The organism is Rhizobium sp. SRDI943 (genome assembly GCF_057653695.1).
In genome coordinates, this window is sequence record NZ_JBYGKN010000004.1 from 14,478 (window position 1) to 35,372 (window position 20,895).

Below are 20,895 nucleotides of genomic sequence, written 5' to 3' on the forward strand. Positions count from 1 at the left end.
GCCAAAACCTCGCCCACAACAGCAGCAATTCTGAGTCAGAGCCAGCTCTCAGTGGAAATCAACAGCATCAGGACTCTCTCCTGGTCGTTGACCGAAGCCCCTCGATCTCTCGCCGTTGCTCGGCATGTTTTTCTGGGTTCTGCGCCTTCAGCTTCTCAAGGTTGAGAATCTTCCAGCGGACGGCCGGCAGATCAGCCGCTTGCGGCAACCCGATGGCTTCGAAATCTGGTTTACCGTCGTGGAGTGAAAGCAGAAAGCGCATGGCGTCGTCGTCGAGCCGTGCAAGAAGATCCGTCGTCAGTTGCTCTCTTGCGGCTTTCAGCTCATCGAGGCTGATGGGCTGCGTCGTCATTCCCTCGAACTCTTTCACGAATGCGTCTTCCAGCGCTGCAAGCGAGGGCCTAACCAGCTCATGGGGCGGCCGCCCGGAACTTGCGACATAAATCAGGAAGGTCCGAAACAGCCCGTCGGTCAGTCCCTCGTTTTCATAAAGCAGCTTTACGTCGAACAGATCACGCGGATGCTGACGATCGACTGCTGCATGCAGCTTCCCGCCAAACAGGTCCTCAAACGAGACGACCTGCATCTCAGCGAACCCGAAGACGTCCTCGACTTTCTCGCTCACCCGGCGTCGTTCCGACGGATGAACGGTGCCCCTCGCGACAGGAGAAGTCTCCACTTTGATTTCGACGTTGCCCTGCCGGACCAGGAGGCGGGTATCATTGTTGCCGCCGCCGGCGATCCTCTGAACGCCAGTGTTCCGCAGATTGCGTAGAAGGTCCTACCGGATGTGATCAAGGATCGTGTCGATGTTCTTCAGCGTCGTTTGACGGTCTTCAACAGGCAAATAGGTCAGATCGATATCGACCGAGAGCCGAGGCATGTCGCGATAGAAGAGGTTGATCGCCGTTCCACCCTTCAGGGCGAAGGCTTCGTGGCGGGCGATGAATGGAAGGGTCCGCACCAGGAGTTCGACCTGGCGCATGTATTGGTCACGGGCCATACGGGGCCTCCTTTGGCATCAAGTCATCCGGGACTGTGATGCGATAGATGGGGTGCAGCCGGCCGCCTGGGGTCAGCGCCCGGTCGCCCTTGCCGAGATCGACGGAGGAGACGTCGATGTGCCGGCGCCAGGCGTGATTGTGCTTGTCAGCAAACACGAAGAAGAGGCGCTTGGTTTTTACGCTTCGGCATAGGGTAAGGAGTGTCGTCAATAATCTCGGGCGCAGATTGGCAAGGCTCTCGAACGCCACGTCCACCTTGTGGAAGCTTTCGCCCTTCGGGACTTCGTCTAGCATTTCGAGAATCGCGCGCTCGGGTGAGGACATTGGCATTGGCCAGCGCCATGGGCTTTGTGCCAGCTCTGGATCCTCGTCGTTGGAAAGGTCGAAATCCGCGTTTTCGACGCCGATTTTCCCTTCGCCGAACAGGACATTGCTCCTATTCTTTACATGGGCGTCCATCCGCAACTTCGATAGCCATGGCGGGATATCGGATCCGTAGAGATAGAGGGCAAATTCACCGCCGAACTTGAGGTAATGAGCATGGCCCCGCAGGGAGAGGGAACTGGCCCCGCCGACATGAAACTCGTGCCGCATGAGCCGGACGGCCGAGAGCAGGGGGATTTTCCAGCTCCCGACAGCTTCTGGATTAATATCCGAGGAGAATGGGCGGCGGTACACACCCGGCGTGACCGGCTCGAGCCAGCCCTGCTTGAGATAGCCCGACACGGATTGTCGCGAGATGGCATGGTCGGCCATCCACCGTGAGTCCACCAGGAAGCCGGGGGGTACTTGCTGGAGAAGGTGCTTTAGCTTGCTCTCTGTTTGTCCATTCATGTTTGACATTATGCCAAAAGATCAAAGCATACGCAAACTTTACAGGATATCAGTTATGTCAATTGAAAATTGACTTTCCTAGATCCCTGCAAAGCGGCTCACGCATTAGAATGTCTGGACACAGCACAGCTGCATTGGACGGGTCGTTGCGGGCGCAAGGCAGCTTGGGACAGTTGCCCGGGAGTACAGACGGGAGGTGTATCACCGACGGTCATATGCCGCGAGTTGATCTTCGTCGTTCCATAACCATCGCTGAAGCACAGGCGCGAGGTTAAGGATGGGCAACAACCGTTCCCGGCCAGTATGCCTATTTCTGTCAAAGTGGAAAACGCAGAAGCGGCCTTCGGTCCCCAGCACGTAAGTATCTGCCTGGATTAAAAAAATTGATGCCAATATACTCGCCGAACGACGGGTCCGCGGTTCATATCCCTTCAAGGCGAAGGGACGTAGGGTCTCGGCATTTCACTAATCGGCGGCATCCGGCCGTGGGGATGCCGTTAAGTGGTTGCGTTCTGAAGCTCGAGTTCCAGTACACTGAACCGCTTGCTGTCAGTTCACGGAGACGGGCCATCAAATCGATCATCTGTCAAATAGAGGCCACGGCGTCCGGTCTGTGCGACAAAGTGTCGGCCCCCGCCGGCGGCCTTCAGCCCCGAAATTCGCCTTCGTTCATGTCACGTTCGTCGTAGTTGAGGTCCCAATCCTTGGCATCTCCATCTTTGCCCGGTGTCTTCTTATTGACGGTCGCGTCGTCCGAATGGGTGATGACACGCGGCTTGGCGCTGCTCACGCCGTTGTTGGATCCTCCGGCATGATTGCTTTCCGACTGTCCTCTGGCGTCGCGCTCGATTTCCGCCTTCTACGGCTTTTTACTTTTTTCCATGTCGCTAGCGTTCCTTAGTTGTCGACCGTTGCCGATTTCATGCCGGCCAATAGGCCAAACTCAATTTTTCATTCTTGATGCCCCGGCCCCTCTTGAACCGATAACCGCCCAAATTAAATAAATTATGCTGGTAGCTCAATTGGGACCGGCAAAGTCCAGGAGACGCCGGGTCGCTCTTGGCGTCTCCTTGTATCCATGTTGCTTCAAAGGAGGATATGGCTATGAGGACAAACCTCGATTTCTCTCCCATGTTCCGGTCAAGCATCGGCTTTGACCGGATGTTAAGTGCGCTTCAAGCCGGGATCGACACCGTCGATAACTGGCCGCCCTACGACATCATCAAGACGGGTGAGGATGCATACCGCATCGAAATGGCGGTGGCGGGATTCTCCCAGGACGAACTGTTGATGACGCAGGAGCAGAACCTGCTCGTGGTCGCGGGCAGGAAGGCGGATAGCGATGACGACGTGCAGTATCTTCATCGCAGCGTCGCTCAGCGAAGCTTCCAGCGCCGCTTCGAACTTGCCGACCACGTCAAGGTCGAAAGCGCTGAACTCGTCGACGGACTGCTGATCATCGATCTGAAGCGCGAGATCCCCGAAGAAATGAAGCCGCGCCAGATCGAGATCGGAACTGGCCAGGCGCTTCCAAAGTTCGAGACCAAGCAGATCGAAGCTGAGACGCAAGCGGCTTAAGCCTCGAAAGGCACATCGGTGCCGGGCACGCCCGGCGCCGATATGCGCGCTTCGCTGCTAACCAAGAGAAAGGAGAAAAGACATGAGTGTTCGTGATCTCATTCCCTGGAGCGGGAACAACGGCCATAAGGCTCCCAGCCTTTTGCGTGATGACGATCGTGATCCGTTCCTGTCCCTGCATCGCGAGGTGAACCGATTGTTCGATGACGCATTCCGCGGCTTCGGTTCCAACTTTCCGTCGTTGACTGGCCGCAGTGGCTTTGGTGGCGGATGGCCGAACGTCGAGATCTCCGACAACGAAAAGGAGATTATGGTGACGGCCGAGGTGCCTGGACTTGAGGAAAAGGACATCGAAGTCCTGCTCAATGACGGCGTGCTGACGCTGAAAGGCGAAAAGCACTCCGAGACCGAGGACAAGGATCGCCAGTTCTCCGAACGCTACTACGGCCGCTTCGAGCGTCGCATTCCGCTCGGTGCGGAAGTCAAGGAAGACAATATCGACGCCCGATTCAGAAACGGCGTGTTGACGGTGACCTTGCCGAAGAGTGAACAGGCGCAGTCGCAAGTCAAGCGGATCGCCATCAAGAGCTAACCAACCGATGAGCGACCGGCGGCCGGCTTTGCGGCGGCCGCCGGCATCCTTCGCCGATAGGGAGGGATATGATGATGGACGTTAACAGAGAGACCCACAACAGAGAGACGCAGAAACCAAACACGGCTGTTTCGGATACGTGGCCAGCAAATGACAACCAGCGGCAGCCTCTGTCATTCGGCCGCTCAGTATTTCCCGAGGGTGCTGTCGCCCGAATCTTCAAGCCATCGCGCTCGGTGATGACGTCAGGCACCCCGCAAACGAAAGGTTGGCAGCTCGTCTTCGAGCGCCGTAGCGCACCGTTCATCGAGCCTTTGATGGGCTATACGGGTAGCTGGAATTTCCAACCCTTGAATCAGCAATCCGTTATGCGGAGCGGCAGGGGCTGACCTACAGGGTGCAGCGTCGGGTGAATAAGCCGGCGGCAAAGCAGAGAACCCGCCCGCGAACGTACCGACCTCATGCCTTCTCCGACTCGACATTGCTACGGCTCGGCCTCGCGGCACGTCAGGAGAGCTACGGACAGGCACTGGGCGCCGGGTTGCAGACCCACGATGGTCCCGCAACATGGCCATCGCCCGCTGACGTTGTCCGCGATCGCACGCTGACGCTGCAAGCAAAGCGGACGATCCTGATGAACTGGGCCTGGACGGAGTACCTGATCGACCGGCCAATCAACGAGGGAATGCCTGAGAACAACCGGCCGTCGCGCCTTCACGAGGTCGAGCAGGCACTGCTTGACCTCGAGCGCAACGTCGAGAGGCGAGATCTTCAGCCGACGATCAACCGAGATGCCGCGTGAGGTGGAGCCATGAACCCATCTATCGTCTTCGATTGCGAGAAGATCCTGCCCAACAGGTTCGCGCTGACTATGGCTGCGGCCGCACGAAGCCGCGCCCTTTATCGAGGGGCGGAGCCGAGGCTGGATCCGTTCTCCAGCAGCGAGCTCGCACCCTTTCTGGGCGGACCGGCAGGAACAAAGCGACTTCACTCCGCCGATCCGGCCACTCACCTCGCGGCAACGGCGAACAATCGCCGCTGCAGCACCCGTCTCCACGCCACCGGAGGCGGTTCAATGATGATGCAAACAAGTGAGGAGAAACGACAATGATGAAATCTCAGTCTTCGAAGGACCGTGCAGCATTCGATATCATCAATATCGTTGCTGGGCTGGCTCTTTTCCTGTCACCCTGGCTCCTTGGTTTCGCAACCGAGGCCTATGCTGCGTGGAATGCCTGGATCGTCGGCCTTGCCATTGCCGTGATCGCCGCCGCCGCTCTCTTCGCATTTTACGAGGCGGAAGAATGGATCAACCTCGTGCTCGGCGTCTGGGCCGTAGTGGCGCCATGGGTTCTGGGTTTCTCGGCTGTGGGCGCTGCGATGTGGGCACATCTGATTGCCGGCATCGTGGTCGCGGTTTTGGCCGCAGGCAGCATCTGGCTTACCCACAACCACCCGCTGTCGACCACCTGAGGCAAAACGAGCGGGCCCGGAACTCCGGGCCCGCTTCTTTGTTTGCATTGGGCTGAGCGGCATTGACCTCCCGTCAAATCCAAGGAGCAAACCATGTTCGATATCCTCCAGGGATTTCATAGGATTGCCGCGTCGGTCGTGATCGCCTTTGCAGCAATCCTGCTTACGATAGCGCCGGTCACCGCGCAGACGCCGGAATCCGGCACCGCTTCGGCGTCACCTCCATCCCTGGCGCCGATGCTTGAACAAGTCACGCCGGCCGTCGTCAACATCGCGGTCGTCTCCCGCGCACCGTCGCGAGACAATCCTCTCTTCAGCGATCCCACCTTCCGCCGGTACTTCAGTCTGCCGCAACAGCAACGACGATCGAGGATGAGCGCAGGATCCGGCGTCATCGTCGACGCCGCAAAAGGCTATGTTCTCACCAATCATCACGTCGTCGACGGCGGCAGCGAGATTTCAATAACGCTGAAGGATGGACGAGAGCTTTCGGCCAAATTGATCGGCAGCGACAAGGAAACGGACATCGCTCTGTTGCAGGTCAATGCTGCAAATCTTACCGCTATCCAGATCGGGGATTCCTATGCGCTTAAGGTTGGCGACTATGTCGTGGCGATTGGCAATCCGTTCGGGCTTGGCCAGACTGTTACGTCAGGCATCGTCAGCGCGCTGGGGCGAAGCGGCCTGAATATCGAAGGTTACGAGGACTTCATTCAGACAGATGCCTCAATCAACCCCGGAAACTCAGGTGGTGCCCTGGTGACGCTCGACGGCAAATTGGTCGGCATCAATACCGCAATTCTAAGCCCCGCCGGCGCCAACGTCGGTATCGGCTTTGCTGTGCCGAGCAGTATGGCGGCGACGGTCATGAACCAGTTGATCGCGCACGGCAAGGTGGAGCGCGGTGAGCTCGGCATCGGCATTCAGGATCTGACGCCGGAGTTGGCGGAGGCTCTCGGACTCGGTGACCTCCGCGGCGCATTGATCGCCAACGTCCAGTCGGGCTCGCCGGCTGAACAGGCCGGACTGAAGACCGGAGACGTGGTCACCGCAACCGACGGACGCCCGATCGGTGGTGCGACTGATCTCAGGAACCGCATTGGCCTCATGCCTGCCGGGAGCAAGGTGAGCCTCACAGTGAAGCGCGGCGACGAGGAGAAGGTGATCACGGCTACCATTGCCATGGACGATCGGTCATCCGCAGCTCTCTCCGGCACGCCGCTCGAGGGCGCTATGATGAGGAATGCTTCTGGCGAAGAGGCGCAGCAAGCCGGAGGTCACGGTGTGGTGATCGAAAAGGTGGCTTCCGGCAGCGCGGCCGCCGGTGCTGGCCTTCAAGCAGGTGACATGATCGTCGCGCTCAATAGAGTTCCGGTCGCTTCCGTCACCGAGTTGCAGCGCAGGATTGCCGAAAAACCCGCCGTATTGGCGCTTGAACTGATCCGTGAGGGCGCGCGACTCCTTCTGGTAATCCGGTAGGAGGACCGTCAGGCGCTCCCTCATGCGGGGCGAGCGCCCTCTGTGCGTTCATTGACTGTATCCTTATGCCATGCAGGTCATCACTCGTTATCTTTCTGCATGGGATCGGTGCATCCGGCGCGCAGCCTATGCCGCTCGCCTCCTGGCACGCGAGCCTGCCGATCACCCGCTTCGCAGCACCGGACGCTCCCTTCTCAGATCGCTATGGCCATCAGTGGTTCAGCACGGATGGAAACCCGCTCGATCGATCCCGGATCCGAGCAGCTCGCGAAGCACTCGACGGACTGATGGACGACGCCAGGATCGCATCATCGGCCTCTCGCAGGGCGCGATTGTCGCGCTGGATGCGGTAGCGTCCAGACGATAGAGGATCGGCGCGCTGGTTTCCTTCGCCGGACTTCTGCCGCCTCAGCGGATATCCTCCGCGAGTAGGGAAACTCGGGTACTTCTGGTGCATGGGCAACATGACACGACGATCCCTGCGGCCGCCCTCGACGCTTGCGCTGCCAGCTCGGAGCGGCTGGCATCAAGGTGGATCTGCATATAGAACCAGTAGTCGGTCACATGATATCCTTTTCAGGGCGGAGAAGACGCTCGCGTTTCTGAAGCAGACGATCGCGTAGTTCGGTTGCCTACTTCCGCCGGACCGGGACCGTGCTGCGGTAACCTGCCGCGGCATACATTCATGGAAGCTACTCGGAATGCTTTGATTCCGCCGAGCCGGAAGGCTCCGCCTCGAAAGAGTTGCATTCCGCACCCGGCCAGGTCGTACCCTGCTGCTGTGCGGCCATCAGGTGTCGCGGCTTTCTCTCCCCTTATTGTTGTTGCGTGTCCGGTTGCGCACAGACGTCGACGGAACGGGAACTGGCGCGAAACAGGAAGGTTCGTTTAGCTGGCATCATACGCAGAAGGAGGCCCGTCAATGGAGACGGTCATCAAAGCTGACCCGCACATCAGATGGGGAGTTCCCGTGTTCGTTCGCATAGGCAATGGCTTCCTTGAGCGTATCGACGGACCTAAGGCCGCACTGGAAGCCTTGACTCATCGTTGGCCATCGCAATCTCAACCGCAATTCGCGGCTGCGAAGTGCAGATGCGCAGACGCCATCATGCACCACGGAAACGCTGAACTCGCTCGCAGGACGTTCATAGATGCTGCTGTCGCAGCCAAGGTGCTATCATGAGCGTTCGTCCGATAGATACCGTTCAATCGGCGATGATCCCGGGATCGCTGGTGTTGGATCGCGGCCGGGGAAGACCACTATGGCGACAGTCTCTCGGGGCCGGCAATAGTTGGCTGGGCTCTCTAACCATAGACCGGCAAGCACTCATCGAATTGACGTCGCACGTAAGCATTGCAGCTGAAGCGACACCTCGCTGTCTTCCGAAAATAGCCTCTACCATCCTCCCACGTTTCGGGTTGGTCAACCGCCGCGTTTAGGGTCGTAATGACACGGCTGATATGACTGCGATCGACCCCAGCATGCCGGCCATTCTTGACGAAAGATCACCTCCCTTAGCTTCCAAGGAAACATTGGAATCCCCGGAGATCGCTCCGAGAGACTCGGAGGGAACCGAGCTTTCGAGCCTTGAGGATGCACGGTTCGACGCCAGGGAGGATGCATCGATGGCCTTTCCACGAGCGTCTTCTTCGTTCCGCGGCTGATCTTCTCTGCACGACGAAAGCCTGGCTTGCCGGGCTGGCTTCGATGGAATGCGATTGTCAGCCGCGTCACTGGGTCGCGGCGTTCGGATCAGGCAGCGGCACCGGCGAATCGGCGAGCGTGCGCAGGTAGAGAATGACGTTGGCGCGGTCCTGATCCTTCGCCAAACCGGCAAAGCCCATGGCGGTACCGGGAACATCCTTTTTGGGCGCCAGCAGGAACTTGTTGAGGTTTTCGAACGTCCACTTCTCGCTGCTGCCCTTGGAGAAATCCTTCATGGGAGCGGAATAGGCGAAGCCTGCATGCGAGGCGATCGGGCGATCTACGACACCAAAGAGGTTGGGACCGACCTTGTTCGGTCCCCCTTTGGTGCCGTCATGACAGGCCTGACACTTCTTGAAGACCGTTTCACCGGCCTTGGCATCCGCAGAAGCGAGCAATTGCGCGATCGGAACGGCAACGGCAGGCGCAGCCTCGCCGCCAGCGGCGGGCGCCTCTTCGGCAACGATCGCGAAACCTTCCTTTTCCGGTGCTTCGGAATGGAAGATCCCTTCGGACGCGATGGAGACCGACATCAGAACGAAAATCGTTCCGAGCAGCGCCCCCACGGCCGTATTGACGTATGAATTCATCTGCAATGCTCCCCTTGCAGCCGGCAGACCATAAACCGGACGATCTTCAAATCGCGCGGAAGCGTCAAAAAGAGCCCCGCTTTGCTTGTGGGGCGAGTGAGCGTACATGAAAGGGATCGACGAAGGCCAAAAAACCTTAGATCCGACCCTCGAACGCATCGAAGTCGGAAGAGTTCCCCGAGCCTCCGAAAAACACTAAAACGAGGCGTGGATATATCGTTTTCACCTGGCGAACGAATCAACAGCCTGCTAATCAGCTGTGACTAATGATGGCTCGGGGCGAAGAGGATTTTCTTGCATTCACGAAGGTCAATCGCGGAACGCACTATCGCGCGGGCGCGGGAGCGCGGCATGCCAATGACGTGGAGTACATGACCCTGGTTGAGCTCTGGATCGAAGGCGAGATCGATGTCCAGGGCATGCGTCACCGCTATAACGAGCTTGTTGCCCGCCGGTCCGCGGATCGAAGAGCGCGAAAATCCTCCTTCCCAAAGCTTTAAGCCGGTTCCGGTGTTATGCTTCATGTTCCCGCCCTGGGTCTACCCCTTCAGGAGCTGGGCGCTGCCATCCGCTACGGGATTCGATTAAGCGACCGCGTCCGCGAAATTGCAATCCTCTGCGTTGCCGCCGAAACCGACAGCGCCTTTGAACGATATGCCCACGAGCGGGTTGGGCGCGCTGTTGGGGCCATGGTGAAACCGAGCTGAATGACCTGGCCGCAAGCCGCTTTTCGGCACCAAGTTCCTCGCCGGCGAGCTGCCGATGTCTGATGAGGAAGTCGCTGACAAAAGGCATAGGCCGCTGTTTCGACTGGAAAGGGCAAGTATTTCACCGGACGGACGGTTATTACTGGATCACCGGCCGCGTCGACGACGTGCTGAACGTCTCCGGCCACCGGGTCGGCACGGCGGAGGTGTAATCCGCTCTCGTCTCGCACAATCTGGTCTCGGAAGCCGCGGTCGTCGGATCCGATCAAGGGCCAGGGTATTTATTGCTACGTGACGCTGATGGCCGGTCACGAGGGATCGGATATGCTTCGCCAGGATCTGGTGAAACATGTGCGTTGCCGAAATTGACCAGATCGCCGCACCAGACAAGATCCAGTTTTGCGCCCCGGCCTGCCGAAGGCCCGCTCCGGCAAGATCCTGCGCCGCATCCTGCGCAAGATTGCCGAAGACGACTTCGGTGCTCTCGGCGACACTTCGACGCTTGCCGATCCGGCAGTCGTCGACGATCTGATCGCCAACCGGCAGAACAAGACAGGTGGCGGCGCGTAACACAGGCGATGGAGCGATGTCGACCGGCTCAATTACATCGCATCGAAGTTCCACAAATACCCCTTACGCCACCGACCAATAGCGGGGTCAATGATTCTGGCAGGGCGAGAGCTTCGAGGCCGGCGTCCGACTTGTTGCTATGGGGTTCACGTTGCAAACCAGGCAGATCGCACAATGGATTGACGGGAACTCACGATCTACTCGTGGTGATCAGGTGCAAGGCAGAATTGCCCCTTGTAACCGCTGCTGCTGACAGCTTGCGATCGAAGGTTGCCAGCTGGCCCCCACGCGCCTTGGCGAGCGCGAGCAGGTGTCAGTTACCTGCCCCGATGTTAGAATTTTCGCGGGAGCGATATCACCTGACCCGACAAGGCTCACATCGTCCGGCCAAAAACTGTGACCGGGGAGCGACCGCAATTTGCGGACAATTTCCATCACGAGTGACGGTGAACCGGGAGAGTTGGGATATTTGGGGTTGCCGACAATCCGGATGACACCATTTTCGGTAATGGGGCAGGTAGCCCACGCGCTCTGACCTATCGCCGCGAACCATTCGTGCGCATCATCATGGGCTACATGGCCCGGATCGATTAAGGCAATCAGCACATTGACGTCGAGCAGGAAAGTCACGGCAGTTCGTCACGCATGGCGTTCACGATTTCGAGCGTCACTGGCGGCGTATCCGGCCGTGTTGACAAGAGAGGAATGCCATTGCGCTCGCCGCTGCTCGGCGGTCGGCGCAGAGAACGTCTCGCCAGCTCGGAAATGACCTCGCCGACGCTCCGGTGCTGCTGGGTTGCCATCGCTTTTGCGGCGGTCAGCACATCGTCGTCGATTGCCAAGGTCGTTCTCATCTTCGTCTCATCGCGCATCAATCATCACGCATCATATAAAGCAGGTGGTCGGCCTTCTCAAGGTGGGTACCGAAAGAACGCACCACTACGCCAATCTGTTCACCTGCGAAAACGGTTGCAATCAGGTTCTCAAATGCGCCCAAACCACGGGTCTCCGGTTCGAACCTGCTCAAGCCGCCCAACCGCCCGTAGCCGGAACCGTCTCCTTCAGATTCTTCCGGTGTAGGATGAAGAGCCCCGCAACTGAAATGATTGCGGCGCAGATGATGATCCGTGCACCGGGAACATCGTTGAAGAAGAGGTAGCCGAGGACGATCGCCCAGAGCAGCACCGAACATTGCAGCAAGTGGCGAGGCCGTTGACTTCGGGCATCACCTTGTCTTTCGTCGTCTGGTAGAGAGGCAGCATCACGTGACCTTGGGCTTTTGCTGAAGGCATATCCTCCTCGTCACGGAAGGCGAAGGTTGAGAACGAACGGAGTTTCAACTGTGGTACGGCGCTGTTGTGGACTTCCCATCGTTAAAGGCGCTCGCGATCTTCGAGGCATCCGCCCGCCATTCGAGCCTCACCGTGGCGGCAAATGAGCTCGACATCACGCCGGTGGCCGTCAGCCGGCAGGTCAAGGCGATTGAGGACGAACTCGGAGTCCAGCTGTTCATTCGCAAGGGACAGGGAGTGACGTTAACAACCCATGGGGAGGAGCTATACAATGTGCTGGCAAGCGCCTTTTCCCGGACCTCTGACGTCGTCAAATCGATAAAGCGCGGGGATAGGGCGCGCAACGTGACATTCACCGCCCCGGCCACGCCCGCCGCTTTCTTGCAGCGACGTCTTCGCCACCATGTGGCTGATCCCGCTAATGCCCGACTTCTGGCGCAGCCATCAGGAGGTGATGGTAGACCATCTCATTTCGACGACGTGAAGAACTTTCGCCGGGCCGAAGTGGAGTTGAGGGTGCGGTATGGCCTTGGCGCCTGGGTCGACGAGACGGCAGAATTCCTGTTCGATGACTGCGCCTATCCCGTGTGCAGTCCGAATTTCGCTGAACAAAATCGGCAAGCGACGAGAACCGAACTCGGCGAACTGCCGCTACTGAATGTTGACTGGCTCGGCCCCGACTGGGTGGGCTGGGAAGAGGCACTTCTTCGAGCCGGTGCTCCTCATCGCGGCCAGGTCGGCCGCAGATTTGGAAAGTTCAATGTGGCGCTGCAAGCGGCAATGGCCGATCAAGGCCTGGTGATAGGTTGGCATCGCTCGTCGGCCACAGGGATCGAGATAGGGCGGCAAAGATCGTCGGGCTGTCGAAGTTCGGCCAGCACATGAAATCGATGGCGCCGTCCTTGGCGACGAGCGCCAGAGTTGCGAGATCGCCGAGCACCCCATGATCGGCAATAGAGCGAGGGATCCCGCCATCTTCAGCCGAAACGCGACTTGAGGCACCAGCTTCCGCCTGCATATTCATAGGATACTCCGTCCTTGGGATTTCGGACACGTAGGGGCAGTCGGCAAGACGCCGCAGCGTTTCCGATCCCGGCATTCCTGTGTGCCTTGCCGCTCGAGCCTCAAGGTCGATGGGCTATTAGTCCTCACGCATCCTGCACGCTGTTCGCTATTCGCAAGTTCTGCTTAGCCAAATGGTCGTGGGGATGTATCTCGCCGGCAAGCAATTCCGCGTGGGCACGCAGTCTCTCCGATATGAACTCCGTGAAGAGGCGAACACGCTTGGTCTTGCGCGCCTCACCCTGTGTCAGCACCCATAGGGTTCCATGAGGGCCGAGACGTGTGCCTGGAACCCTGACGAACAGCGGCTCAGCGTCTCCCACGAAGCTGGGGAGCGCCGATATCCCCAGTCCCAGGCGCATCGCCTCGAGGTGGGCTGCATCTTCCAGGACACGGAACGGGGCGCCGGTGACTTCGACAACATCGCCGTGAGCCCACTCCGGCACGCCTTCGATGTTCTTCGAGATCCACCTGATGTCGCCAGACGTGCCGGCTTTCCAGGCCGCAAGGAGGTCGCGGGACATATAGACACCGACAGAAAGATCCGGCCCTTTCACGCCGTGGAGGTTCTGCGGCAAAGAGTTGCGATTAAACACGACCCTCAAGGCGACATCGGCTTCGCGATTTGTCAGGTTGGCGTTTTCCAGCGAGGAGTGGATCTCCATTTCGATTTCGGGGTGCTGTCGCGCGAAATCTGCAAAGTCAGGCATCAACAGATGTGTCGCCAGTGTGGGCGCCATCGTGACGCGCAGCGGACCCCGCACGGCCTGATCACGACCGGACACGCGGCTGACCAGCAGATTGGACGAAGCCTCCATCTGTTCCGCCAGTTCCTGCACCTGTTCGCCCGCCTCGGTGAGGCGATAACCTGCAGGCAGCTTTTCGAACAGCTGCGAATGGAGCCGGGTCTCAAGCTGCGCGATGCGTCGTAGGATCGTGGTATGATTGACGTCGAGCTGGGCCGCGGCGGCGCGAACCGAACCGTGTCGTGCCACGGCGAGAAAATAACGAACATCATCCCAATCGATTGTCATTGTCGTTTCCTCATCGCAATGCTGATGCCTTCAAGCGGTGCTATAGCACAGAACCTACGCAGTCAGCGGTGCATTTCTGCACCACGGTTGTGCGGCTTTCCCCACTGATAGGCTCGACCGCGAGCCCCTACTTCAACGAAGCGGGTCGAGGCACCGACCCAAAACAATTTTCTGTTTTCCGCTCAACGTAAATGAAGGACGTATTCCATGACCAGACTGAATGGAAAGACCGCCGTGATCACCGGTGGTGCAACGGGTATTGGCCGCGCTGCTGCAAAGCGTTTCGTCGAAGAGGGCGCTTTTGTCTATATCTACGGTCGCCGGCAGGAGGCGCTTGACGCCGCTGTCGCCGAGCTTGGCCCCAACGCCCGCGCGGTGAAGGGCTCGGTCTCCGATGAGGCCGACCTGGATCGGCTGTACGCCACGGTGAAGGCAGAACGCGGAACGCTCGACATCGTCTTCGCCAATGCCGGCGCCGGAACCCCGCTTCCGCTTGGCCAGATCACCGGCAAGCACATCGACGGGACCTTTGAAACCAACGTGAAGGGCACGATCTTCACGGTCCAGAAGGCGCTGCCGCTGATGGGCAAGGGGGGTTCGATTATCCTCACCGGATCAAGTGCCGGCACCACGGGCGCACCAGGATTTACCGCCTATAGCGCAAGCAAGGCCGCCGTGCGCAACCTCGCTCGGACTTGGGCGGAGGATCTGAAAGGCACGGGCATCCGCGTCAACGTGCTATCGCCGGGGGCGACGGCGACCGAACTCGCTAAAGAAGCGCTCGGTGAGGAAGGCCAGAAGGCCTATGGCGCAATGACGCCGCTCCAGCGCATGGCCGATCCGTCGGAAATTGGTGCGGCAGCTGCCTTCCTGGCATCGGACGACAGCAGCTTCATGACTGCCAGCGAAGTCGCCGTCGACGGCGGCCTTGCCCAGCTCTAAGCCGCAGCCATCTTCGGTGCCCCATTCAGTCGCGGGCGCGCCGCAGACCGTGATACACCCAAGGAGAATAAACATGAGCTACGCAATCATTGGCTTCGGCAATATCGGCCAGGCACTGGCCAAAGCATTCGCCCACAAGGGAATCGAAGTGTCCGTTGCAACCACGCGGGACCCGAAAAGCTTTTCGTCCACTGCGGCCGCAATCGGACCAACCATCATTCCCACCACACTGGCGGAGGCCGCCAAGGCGGATGTCTTGTTTTTGGCTGTTCGTTTTGAGGCCGTCCCGGATGTCGCAAAGGCGCTTCCGACCTGGGATGGCAAGACCATCGTCGATGTGACCAATGCCTACGGTGTGCCTCCAAAGGAACTGGGCGGACAACCGTCTTCAAAATTCAACGCGCAGGCCTTCACTGGTGCAAGTTTAGTCAAGGGCTTCAATCATCTGGGCGCAGCCTCCCTTGCCCAGGATCCCGCTGTGAAGGGCGGCAGGAGAGCCGTGTTTCTGGCAAGCGACGATGACGCTGCCGCGGCAGCGATTTCCACGCTTGCGGAAAATCTCGGCTTCGCTCCGATCAAGCTTGGCGGGCTTTCGGAAGGCGGGTTGCTCGTGCAGGCGCGTGGAAACACATGGGGCCAGCTGATTTTCAAGGACCTGATCAAGTTCGATTGATCAATCGGGATCGCAGATGAAATGCGGTCCCGCCTCGAGCCCAACGACAGACAGTGAAGGAGAGATACGATGAGCGTCGAAAAGAATGTCCAGATTGTGAAGGATTTCTTCACAGCGATAGGCAGCTACAAAGAGCACGATCTGCTGGCGCTGGTCGCAGACGATATTGAGTGGATCATTCCCGGTCGGAACTGGCCCTTGGCCGGCACACACCGCGGGCATGCGGAATTGGCGGCGGTGCTGAAGAAGGCATCCGAAGAAGTGGAAATGGCCTATCCGAAGCCACCGGAATTCGTGGCCCAGGGTGACCGGGTCATGGTGATCGGCGTCGCTACGGGAAAAATCTACGCAACGGACAAGCCGTACAACGACGATTGGGTCTTCAACATGACCGTGCGAGATGGCAAAACTACGAAGATCCGTGAGTACATCGACACACAGGCACTGGCGCGAGCCTCCGAGACTGATGGCCCCGTTACGTGAGCACCACAAGCCGTCGCGAGACGGGCTTCTTCGTCGGGGCGGTCGGTAAAGCTATCCCAGTATGTTTCGCACGGTCTGCACGAAAATCTTCGACCCAACTGGAATGAGTTCGTCTGGGAAATCGTAGTCGGGATTGTGAAGCCCGGCATAGGTTTCGCCCGCGCCCAGGAACAGCATAGCAGATGGTGCGTAGCGTCCGAACACACCGAAATCCTCCCCCGGTCGCATCGGAAGTATTCCGTCGCCTTCATCGAATGTCACTCCGACGTCGCGCATCGCTCGGCGAAGTTCTGAAACGGGCTCGGGTGCATTGCTGCAATGTTCGAAAATGCCAATACGACGAACGCGGGCTGGCTGGTCGCCGGCATTGCCACCGGAACCTGGGCGGAACTGTTCGGCTATCATTCCGTTTTCGGCCTCTGCGCTGCTCTGAGCTTTTTCGGCGGGACGCTGCTGGTCTCAGTTCGTTCCTGGGTGCCGAAACGAAATCATCTCGAGCGTGGTGAGGCGTGGCCGACAAGGTATCGCTGGCGAACTACTATTCGGGGGGGTCATGAGCGCGCCCGATGAAGGCAATATGTGCTCGACCAAAGCCGTCGGATTTCCTCCGCAATCCAGTGCCGCAGCGCGGAATGGCAGCGGTCTCGGAACACAATCGATAGACGCGCGAATGAGCCGAAAGATATGCCCAGGGTCAGAATATACAAAAAAGGACGCGTTCAGTTCATCCACGTGAAGGTTGCGAAGCCAGGCTCGCCCCTTTCAACCAAAGTCCTAATTTCGACCCACATTCGAGAGCGCGAGCTAAATGGATCCATTAGAAACACGTGGCCCGTTTCGGTTCCACCTCATCAAAACGGCCAAGGACCGGAAACCTGCCCTGCCGACGGCGCTACACGGGACTGTCCTGCCGTTCAGTAGTCCGCGCGTTAGTAACGCTGACTGCTGTCGAGGTGGCTCGCTTCCACGGTCAACACCTCCTGATGTCTGATCGACTCCCGAAGCCGCGCCTCCCGCTCTGCCCGTTCATCGCGACCCCGAGCATGGAGGCGAAGCTTTCAAGGAACGCAACGTCCGATTTGTCGAACTGGCCCTCGCCGGGTGTGTCCACTTTGGAGGACGTCGTAACGCCGCTCCTCGCAGCGGATAATCACGTCGTTTAAAGTGCGCTTGATACCATGTTCCACGTGTAGCGCCGGCGTTCGAAATCTCTCCTCGTTCGAGAGATCACCGCCTTCTCCGTGTGAAAAGCATAACCCGCCGGGCTTTCCATATCGTCGCCAACCCTCGCATGTCCAACCACGCTGGGCTCCCAACCGACGCCTGCGGCTCAACGACAAGCCCGCCGATCGAGCCGGTAGCCATCGCTGCGACGAAAGCGGATATTATAGGCAGGAACATGGGCAATAATAAACATATGTCTCTCTTGCAGCGACCGCGAAAGCGGTCAGTTCCCGCGCATCGGCCTGGAGACGAATCCGGCCGAGCGAAGGTGAGCCTATTGCTATCATCGCCCGGTCACGAGGTCGACACCACTTTGATGTCGCCCCGGCGGTCGATGACCTCGACGACAACCTGCCGCCCCGACCGGCGCAGCGCGACATCAACCGTGCAGTTCGAAAGCCGCAGGTTCCGCAGCGTGACATCATCAACGAACGACGGCAGGGTGGGCTCGTCAAAGCTGATCTGCCGACCGTTCGGATCAAACTCCAGACCTAGGCATGACTGCAGCAGCAGGAGAGGGGCCGCCGCGGCCCAGGCCTGCGGAGCACAGGCGACAGGGTAGAAGGTCGGACCCTGCGCCCGTTGGCGCGACATGCCGCAAAACAGCTCGGGAAGCCGGCGCAGCTCGATGTAGGTCGACGCTGCAAACAGACCCTCGAAGATCCGCGCTGCTTCAGCGCGATATCCATAACGTGCAAGACCGCTGGCGATCATCGCGTTGTCATGCGGCCAGATCGAGCCGTTGTGATAGCTCATCGGATTGTAACGCGCCTCGGTCGAGGGGATCGTGCGAATACCCCAGCCGCAGAAGGATGAGGCGCCCATCAAGGTGTGGGCGACCTGCGCAGCCCTTTCGGGATAGGCGATGCCGGTAAACAATGCATGGCCGGCATTCGAGGAACGGACCCGGCAGGGGCGCTTGTCCCCGTCGAGCGCCAGTGCGTAGGTGCCAATTTCCTCATCAAAGAAACTGATGTCGAAGGCACGGCGGAGCCCTTCCGCCCTTGCCAGGAATTTTGCCGCCCGTTCCGGCCGCTCGAGCCGTCGAAAGATCTCAGCGGCAGCGTTCCAGGCACCATAGACATACGCCTGGACCTCAGCAATCGCGATTGGACCTTTGGCAAGGGTCCCATCGCCATGGAAGACGGAGTCGTGGCTGTCTTTCCAGGCCTGGTTGATCAGCCCTTCTTCGCTCAGTCGCCCATACTCGACGAAACCGTCGCCGTCGCGATCGCCGTGCTCGTCGATCCAGGTCAGCGCCGCCTCGATATTCGGCAGGACCGTTTTGATAGTGGTAAGGTCGCCGGTGCGCTTGAGGTATTCGCCGGCCAGCATCACAAACAGGGGCGTCGAATCGATGCTGCCGTAGTAGCGCCGGAAGGGAACCTCGCCAAGTTCTGCCATTTCGCCGTAGCGCACCTCGTGCAGGATCTTGCCGGGCTCGGCATCCGCGGCCGGATTGAACTCCGTCGCCTGGTTGGCAGCCAGATGTCCAAGCACGCCGCGGGCAATCTGCGCATCGAGCCAAAGCGTTTCCAGCGCGGTAATCAGCGCATCACGGCCGAAGACCGTGCTGAACCAGGGAATGCCGGCATAGGGATAAGGTCCTTCTGGCGTATCCGTCATCAGCATGTGGAGGTCGGACACACCGCGTCGCGCCACCTCGTTGAATATCTCGTTGGACGTTACGATCGAGGCCGCTCGCGAGGCGGACGAGCGCAGTGCGCGGCGGGCGTCGCGAAATGCGAAGAAAAAGGAAAGGTGGTTCGGTGCCCGGGCTTCGGCTTCGTCGCAGCCGATCTCGACAAATAGCGATCGGGTCTCGTGCGGGGCCAGGTGAAGATCATAAACGGCAAGATCGCCTGCCAACCTATCGGGAGTAGGATCAAAGGATAAACGCGTCGACCGCTTTCGATCGTCGAGCCCGAGATACGAAAGGAGGATGCTGTCCGCCTCGATCACTGCTGGAAGAGAGCGTCCTTTCTTTGCCCTGACGGTTCCCCGAACCTCGAAAAGGTCGGCGAAATCGGCTGCAAATGCGATCTCGATGCGGACCTGCTGGGGCCGTTCGTCGTAGTTCTTGACGGTCAGCCGCTCGTAACAGCGCCTATCCCAGAGGAAGCGTGTCCTGCGCAGGTGGACAAGGTCATGCGCGAGCGCAAGCTTGCCCTTTTTATCGAAGAGATCGGGATTGGTGAGGTCACAGGTCAGCGCCGCGTTGTCGTCGCGGAGCGTCGACGACAGCAGCATCGGCCGCGTGCTGTTGATCGTCAAAGAGAGGTGTGAGAGATACCGCGTATCTCGGTGAAACAGGCCTTCGGGGCTGCCGGGCCCAGAAAGCGCGTCGCCATTATGGTCGAAGACAGCGAAGGTGTCGCCGTGCTTCAAGCTGCGCGGCCGCCGCTCCTGCAGCGATGCGGTGGCCGGAATGAAAAACTGGCCCGTAGGCGACAACTGCGTTGACGTTGCCGGCATCCCGTTGCTGTCTGTCAGCGCGCTCGACATGGCTTCTCCTTACGAGACGACGTTAAGGTCGGGAGCCGTCCCATTGGACCGGCGCATGCGAGCGGTCTCGGTGCGCACTCCCGGCAGACGTCGGTATATATCAAGGTAGTCGGAAGCCATGCGGCTTGCGGAAAAGCGTCTCCCGAACGTTTCGCGCACCCTGTGACGATCCATGCGCAGAGCCCATTCGACGTTTTCCACCGCTTCCGTGACTGTATCGACGATGATGCCGGAGAGCCCGGGGTCGATCAGTTCAGGCACCGAGCCGCGGTTGAAGGCGATAACGGGTGTCCCGCACGCCATGGCTTCGATCATCACCAGCCCGAAAGGCTCGGGCCAGTCGATCGGAAAGAGCAGGGCACCTGCATTGCCGAGAAATTCCGCCTTCTGATGTTCGTTGATCTCTCCGATGAACTCGACGTTGGGATGGCTCTTGACCATCGGTTCGATCACCGTGTCCCAGTAGGCCTGGTCGGCATTGTCGACCTTGGCGGCCATCCTTAGCGGCATCCCGGCTTTCGCCGCGATCTGGATCGCTCGATCGGGACGCTTCTCCGGCGAGATGCGGCCAAGGAAAGCGAGATAATTGCCTTTCGACTTGGCGGTGAAGGGCAGGCCATCAGTGGCAAGCCCGTGATAGACTGTTCCGGCCCAGTTGACCGGCGGCATGGGATGGCGCTGGTCGTTGGAGATCGACACCAGCGGAATATCGGGGAACGCCTTGTAGAAGGGCCTGAGGTCTGGCAGATCCAGCCGCCCGTGCAGCGTCGTGACGGTACGATCGGCAAAATCCCGGATCAGCGGGAAATGCAAGAGATCGATGTGGAAGTGTAAGACGTCGAATTCATGCGCCCGGCGGCGGACCTCCTCCAGCATGACGACATGCTGCGGCAGGTGGTCCTTGACGGCCGGATTAAGCCGCAGGGCGACGTCAGAGCAGGGCACCAGCCTGGCATCGGTGACGGAATCGCCGCTGGCAAAGAGGGTGACATCGTGACCCCGCCGAACCAGCTCGTCGGTCAGGTATGAAACAATGCGCTCGGTGCCGCCGTACAGCTTGGGCGGGACACTTTCAGCGAGCGGCGCGATCTGGGCGATCTTCATCGGCAAAACCTCCGCAATTGAGCAAAGAGTCGACGGTAAAAATC

The 20,895-nt window shown here is 59.3% G+C and carries 18 protein-coding genes and 5 pseudogenes; 11 read left to right on the forward strand and 12 right to left on the reverse strand.

Translation table 11 applies throughout. From position 1 onward, the window contains the following. Positions 1–67 precede the first annotated feature (67 nt). The 3 genes and pseudogenes from AC245Y_RS33100 to AC245Y_RS33110 all read right to left on the reverse strand — a co-directional run bounded on the left by AC245Y_RS33100 (position 68) and on the right by AC245Y_RS33110 (position 2,628). Positions 68–1,003: pseudogene (locus tag AC245Y_RS33100) on the reverse strand (nucleotidyl transferase AbiEii/AbiGii toxin family protein). Then, positions 993–1,838, reverse strand: a complete 846-nt coding sequence (locus AC245Y_RS33105; protein ID WP_017997436.1) for a type IV toxin-antitoxin system AbiEi family antitoxin domain-containing protein — start codon at positions 1,836–1,838, stop codon at positions 993–995. The pseudogene AC245Y_RS33100 and the gene AC245Y_RS33105 overlap by 11 nt, the downstream one beginning before the upstream one ends. A 646-nt stretch (positions 1,839–2,484) precedes the next feature. Then, a complete protein-coding gene (locus AC245Y_RS33110) occupies positions 2,485–2,628 on the reverse strand; it encodes a hypothetical protein (protein WP_017997435.1) in 144 nt (47 codons plus the stop codon). Positions 2,629–2,942: 314 nt separating this feature from the next. Between AC245Y_RS33110 and AC245Y_RS33115 the strand changes: the two genes are divergently transcribed. The 6 genes and pseudogenes from AC245Y_RS33115 to AC245Y_RS33140 all read left to right on the forward strand — a co-directional run bounded on the left by AC245Y_RS33115 (position 2,943) and on the right by AC245Y_RS33140 (position 8,143). Further along, complete coding sequence (locus tag AC245Y_RS33115) at positions 2,943–3,416, forward strand: Hsp20 family protein (RefSeq protein WP_017997434.1); 474 nt, start codon at positions 2,943–2,945, stop codon at positions 3,414–3,416. Between the two features lie 82 nt (positions 3,417–3,498). Beyond that, positions 3,499–4,008: an Hsp20/alpha crystallin family protein gene (locus AC245Y_RS33120; RefSeq protein WP_017997433.1), complete on the forward strand. Its 510-nt coding sequence runs from the start codon at positions 3,499–3,501 to the stop codon at positions 4,006–4,008. A 71-nt stretch (positions 4,009–4,079) separates the two neighbouring features. After that, positions 4,080–4,810 (forward strand): annotated as a pseudogene (locus tag AC245Y_RS33125) (NADH dehydrogenase ubiquinone Fe-S protein 4). Between the two features lie 305 nt (positions 4,811–5,115). Next, positions 5,116–5,481, forward strand: a complete 366-nt coding sequence (locus tag AC245Y_RS33130) for an SPW repeat protein (protein ID WP_017997431.1) — start codon at positions 5,116–5,118, stop codon at positions 5,479–5,481. A 93-nt stretch (positions 5,482–5,574) separates the two neighbouring features. Next, entirely contained in the window at positions 5,575–6,960 is a 1,386-nt protein-coding gene (locus AC245Y_RS33135) for a Do family serine endopeptidase (RefSeq protein ID WP_017997430.1), read from the forward strand. Positions 6,961–7,882: 922 nt separating this feature from the next. Further along, a complete protein-coding gene (locus AC245Y_RS33140) occupies positions 7,883–8,143 on the forward strand; it encodes a DUF982 domain-containing protein (protein ID WP_017997428.1) in 261 nt (86 codons plus the stop codon). A 548-nt stretch (positions 8,144–8,691) separates the two neighbouring features. Here the strand turns inward: AC245Y_RS33140 and AC245Y_RS33145 are convergent. Beyond that, positions 8,692–9,255 carry a c-type cytochrome gene (locus AC245Y_RS33145; protein ID WP_017997427.1) on the reverse strand — a complete coding sequence of 188 codons (564 nt, stop codon included), beginning with the start codon at positions 9,253–9,255 and terminating at the stop codon, positions 8,692–8,694. Positions 9,256–10,061: 806 nt separating this feature from the next. On the opposite strand from AC245Y_RS33145, the pseudogene AC245Y_RS33150 reads away from it, so the two are divergent. Continuing rightward, a pseudogene (locus AC245Y_RS33150) lies at positions 10,062–10,532 on the forward strand (AMP-binding enzyme); the annotation flags it as partial. Positions 10,533–10,722: 190 nt separating this feature from the next. On the opposite strand, the pseudogene AC245Y_RS33155 reads toward AC245Y_RS33150, so the two are convergent. The 3 genes and pseudogenes from AC245Y_RS33155 to AC245Y_RS33165 all read right to left on the reverse strand — a co-directional run bounded on the left by AC245Y_RS33155 (position 10,723) and on the right by AC245Y_RS33165 (position 11,559). After that, positions 10,723–11,162: pseudogene (locus AC245Y_RS33155) on the reverse strand (TA system VapC family ribonuclease toxin). Further along, positions 11,159–11,386: a hypothetical protein gene (locus AC245Y_RS33160; protein WP_003555338.1), complete on the reverse strand. Its 228-nt coding sequence runs from the start codon at positions 11,384–11,386 to the stop codon at positions 11,159–11,161. The pseudogene AC245Y_RS33155 and the gene AC245Y_RS33160 overlap by 4 nt, the downstream one beginning before the upstream one ends. Positions 11,387–11,403: 17 nt before the next feature. Then, a complete protein-coding gene (locus tag AC245Y_RS33165) occupies positions 11,404–11,559 on the reverse strand; it encodes a hypothetical protein (RefSeq protein ID WP_157628394.1) in 156 nt (51 codons plus the stop codon). A gap of 397 nt (positions 11,560–11,956) precedes the next feature. On the opposite strand from AC245Y_RS33165, the gene AC245Y_RS33170 reads away from it, so the two are divergent. Next, positions 11,957–12,709, forward strand: coding sequence for a LysR family transcriptional regulator (locus AC245Y_RS33170; RefSeq protein ID WP_487762885.1), 753 nt, complete (start codon positions 11,957–11,959; stop codon positions 12,707–12,709). Here the strand turns inward: AC245Y_RS33170 and AC245Y_RS33175 are convergent. Both AC245Y_RS33175 and AC245Y_RS33180 read right to left on the reverse strand, forming a co-directional pair. Continuing rightward, a pseudogene (locus AC245Y_RS33175) lies at positions 12,663–12,842 on the reverse strand (hypothetical protein); the annotation flags it as partial. The gene AC245Y_RS33170 and the pseudogene AC245Y_RS33175 overlap by 47 nt on opposite strands. A 130-nt stretch (positions 12,843–12,972) precedes the next feature. Beyond that, positions 12,973–13,920, reverse strand: coding sequence for a LysR family transcriptional regulator (locus tag AC245Y_RS33180; protein WP_017997420.1), 948 nt, complete (start codon positions 13,918–13,920; stop codon positions 12,973–12,975). Between the two features lie 207 nt (positions 13,921–14,127). On the opposite strand from AC245Y_RS33180, the gene AC245Y_RS33185 reads away from it, so the two are divergent. The 3 genes from AC245Y_RS33185 (at position 14,128) to AC245Y_RS33195 (ending at position 16,018) form a co-directional block, all read left to right on the forward strand. Then, on the forward strand, positions 14,128–14,862 hold the full coding sequence (locus AC245Y_RS33185; protein WP_012760491.1) for an SDR family NAD(P)-dependent oxidoreductase: 735 nt from the start codon (positions 14,128–14,130) through the stop codon (positions 14,860–14,862). A 73-nt stretch (positions 14,863–14,935) separates the two neighbouring features. Next, a complete protein-coding gene (locus AC245Y_RS33190) occupies positions 14,936–15,535 on the forward strand; it encodes an NADPH-dependent F420 reductase (RefSeq protein WP_017997419.1) in 600 nt (199 codons plus the stop codon). 69 nt (positions 15,536–15,604) lie between these two features. After that, the gene (locus tag AC245Y_RS33195) at positions 15,605–16,018 is read left to right on the forward strand and encodes a nuclear transport factor 2 family protein (RefSeq protein ID WP_017997418.1); all 414 of its coding nucleotides are present in this window, start codon (positions 15,605–15,607) and stop codon (positions 16,016–16,018) included. A gap of 51 nt (positions 16,019–16,069) precedes the next feature. Here AC245Y_RS33195 and AC245Y_RS33200 read toward each other — a convergent pair whose 3' ends face one another. The 3 genes from AC245Y_RS33200 to AC245Y_RS33210 all read right to left on the reverse strand — a co-directional run bounded on the left by AC245Y_RS33200 (position 16,070) and on the right by AC245Y_RS33210 (position 20,851). After that, on the reverse strand, positions 16,070–16,423 hold the full coding sequence (locus AC245Y_RS33200) for a M20/M25/M40 family metallo-hydrolase (RefSeq protein WP_017997417.1): 354 nt from the start codon (positions 16,421–16,423) through the stop codon (positions 16,070–16,072). A 1,113-nt stretch (positions 16,424–17,536) separates the two neighbouring features. After that, on the reverse strand, positions 17,537–19,747 hold the full coding sequence (locus tag AC245Y_RS33205; protein WP_017997416.1) for an amylo-alpha-1,6-glucosidase: 2,211 nt from the start codon (positions 19,745–19,747) through the stop codon (positions 17,537–17,539). Positions 19,748–19,756: 9 nt separating this feature from the next. After that, complete coding sequence (locus AC245Y_RS33210) at positions 19,757–20,851, reverse strand: glycosyltransferase family 4 protein (RefSeq protein WP_017997415.1); 1,095 nt, start codon at positions 20,849–20,851, stop codon at positions 19,757–19,759. Positions 20,852–20,895 lie beyond the last annotated feature (44 nt).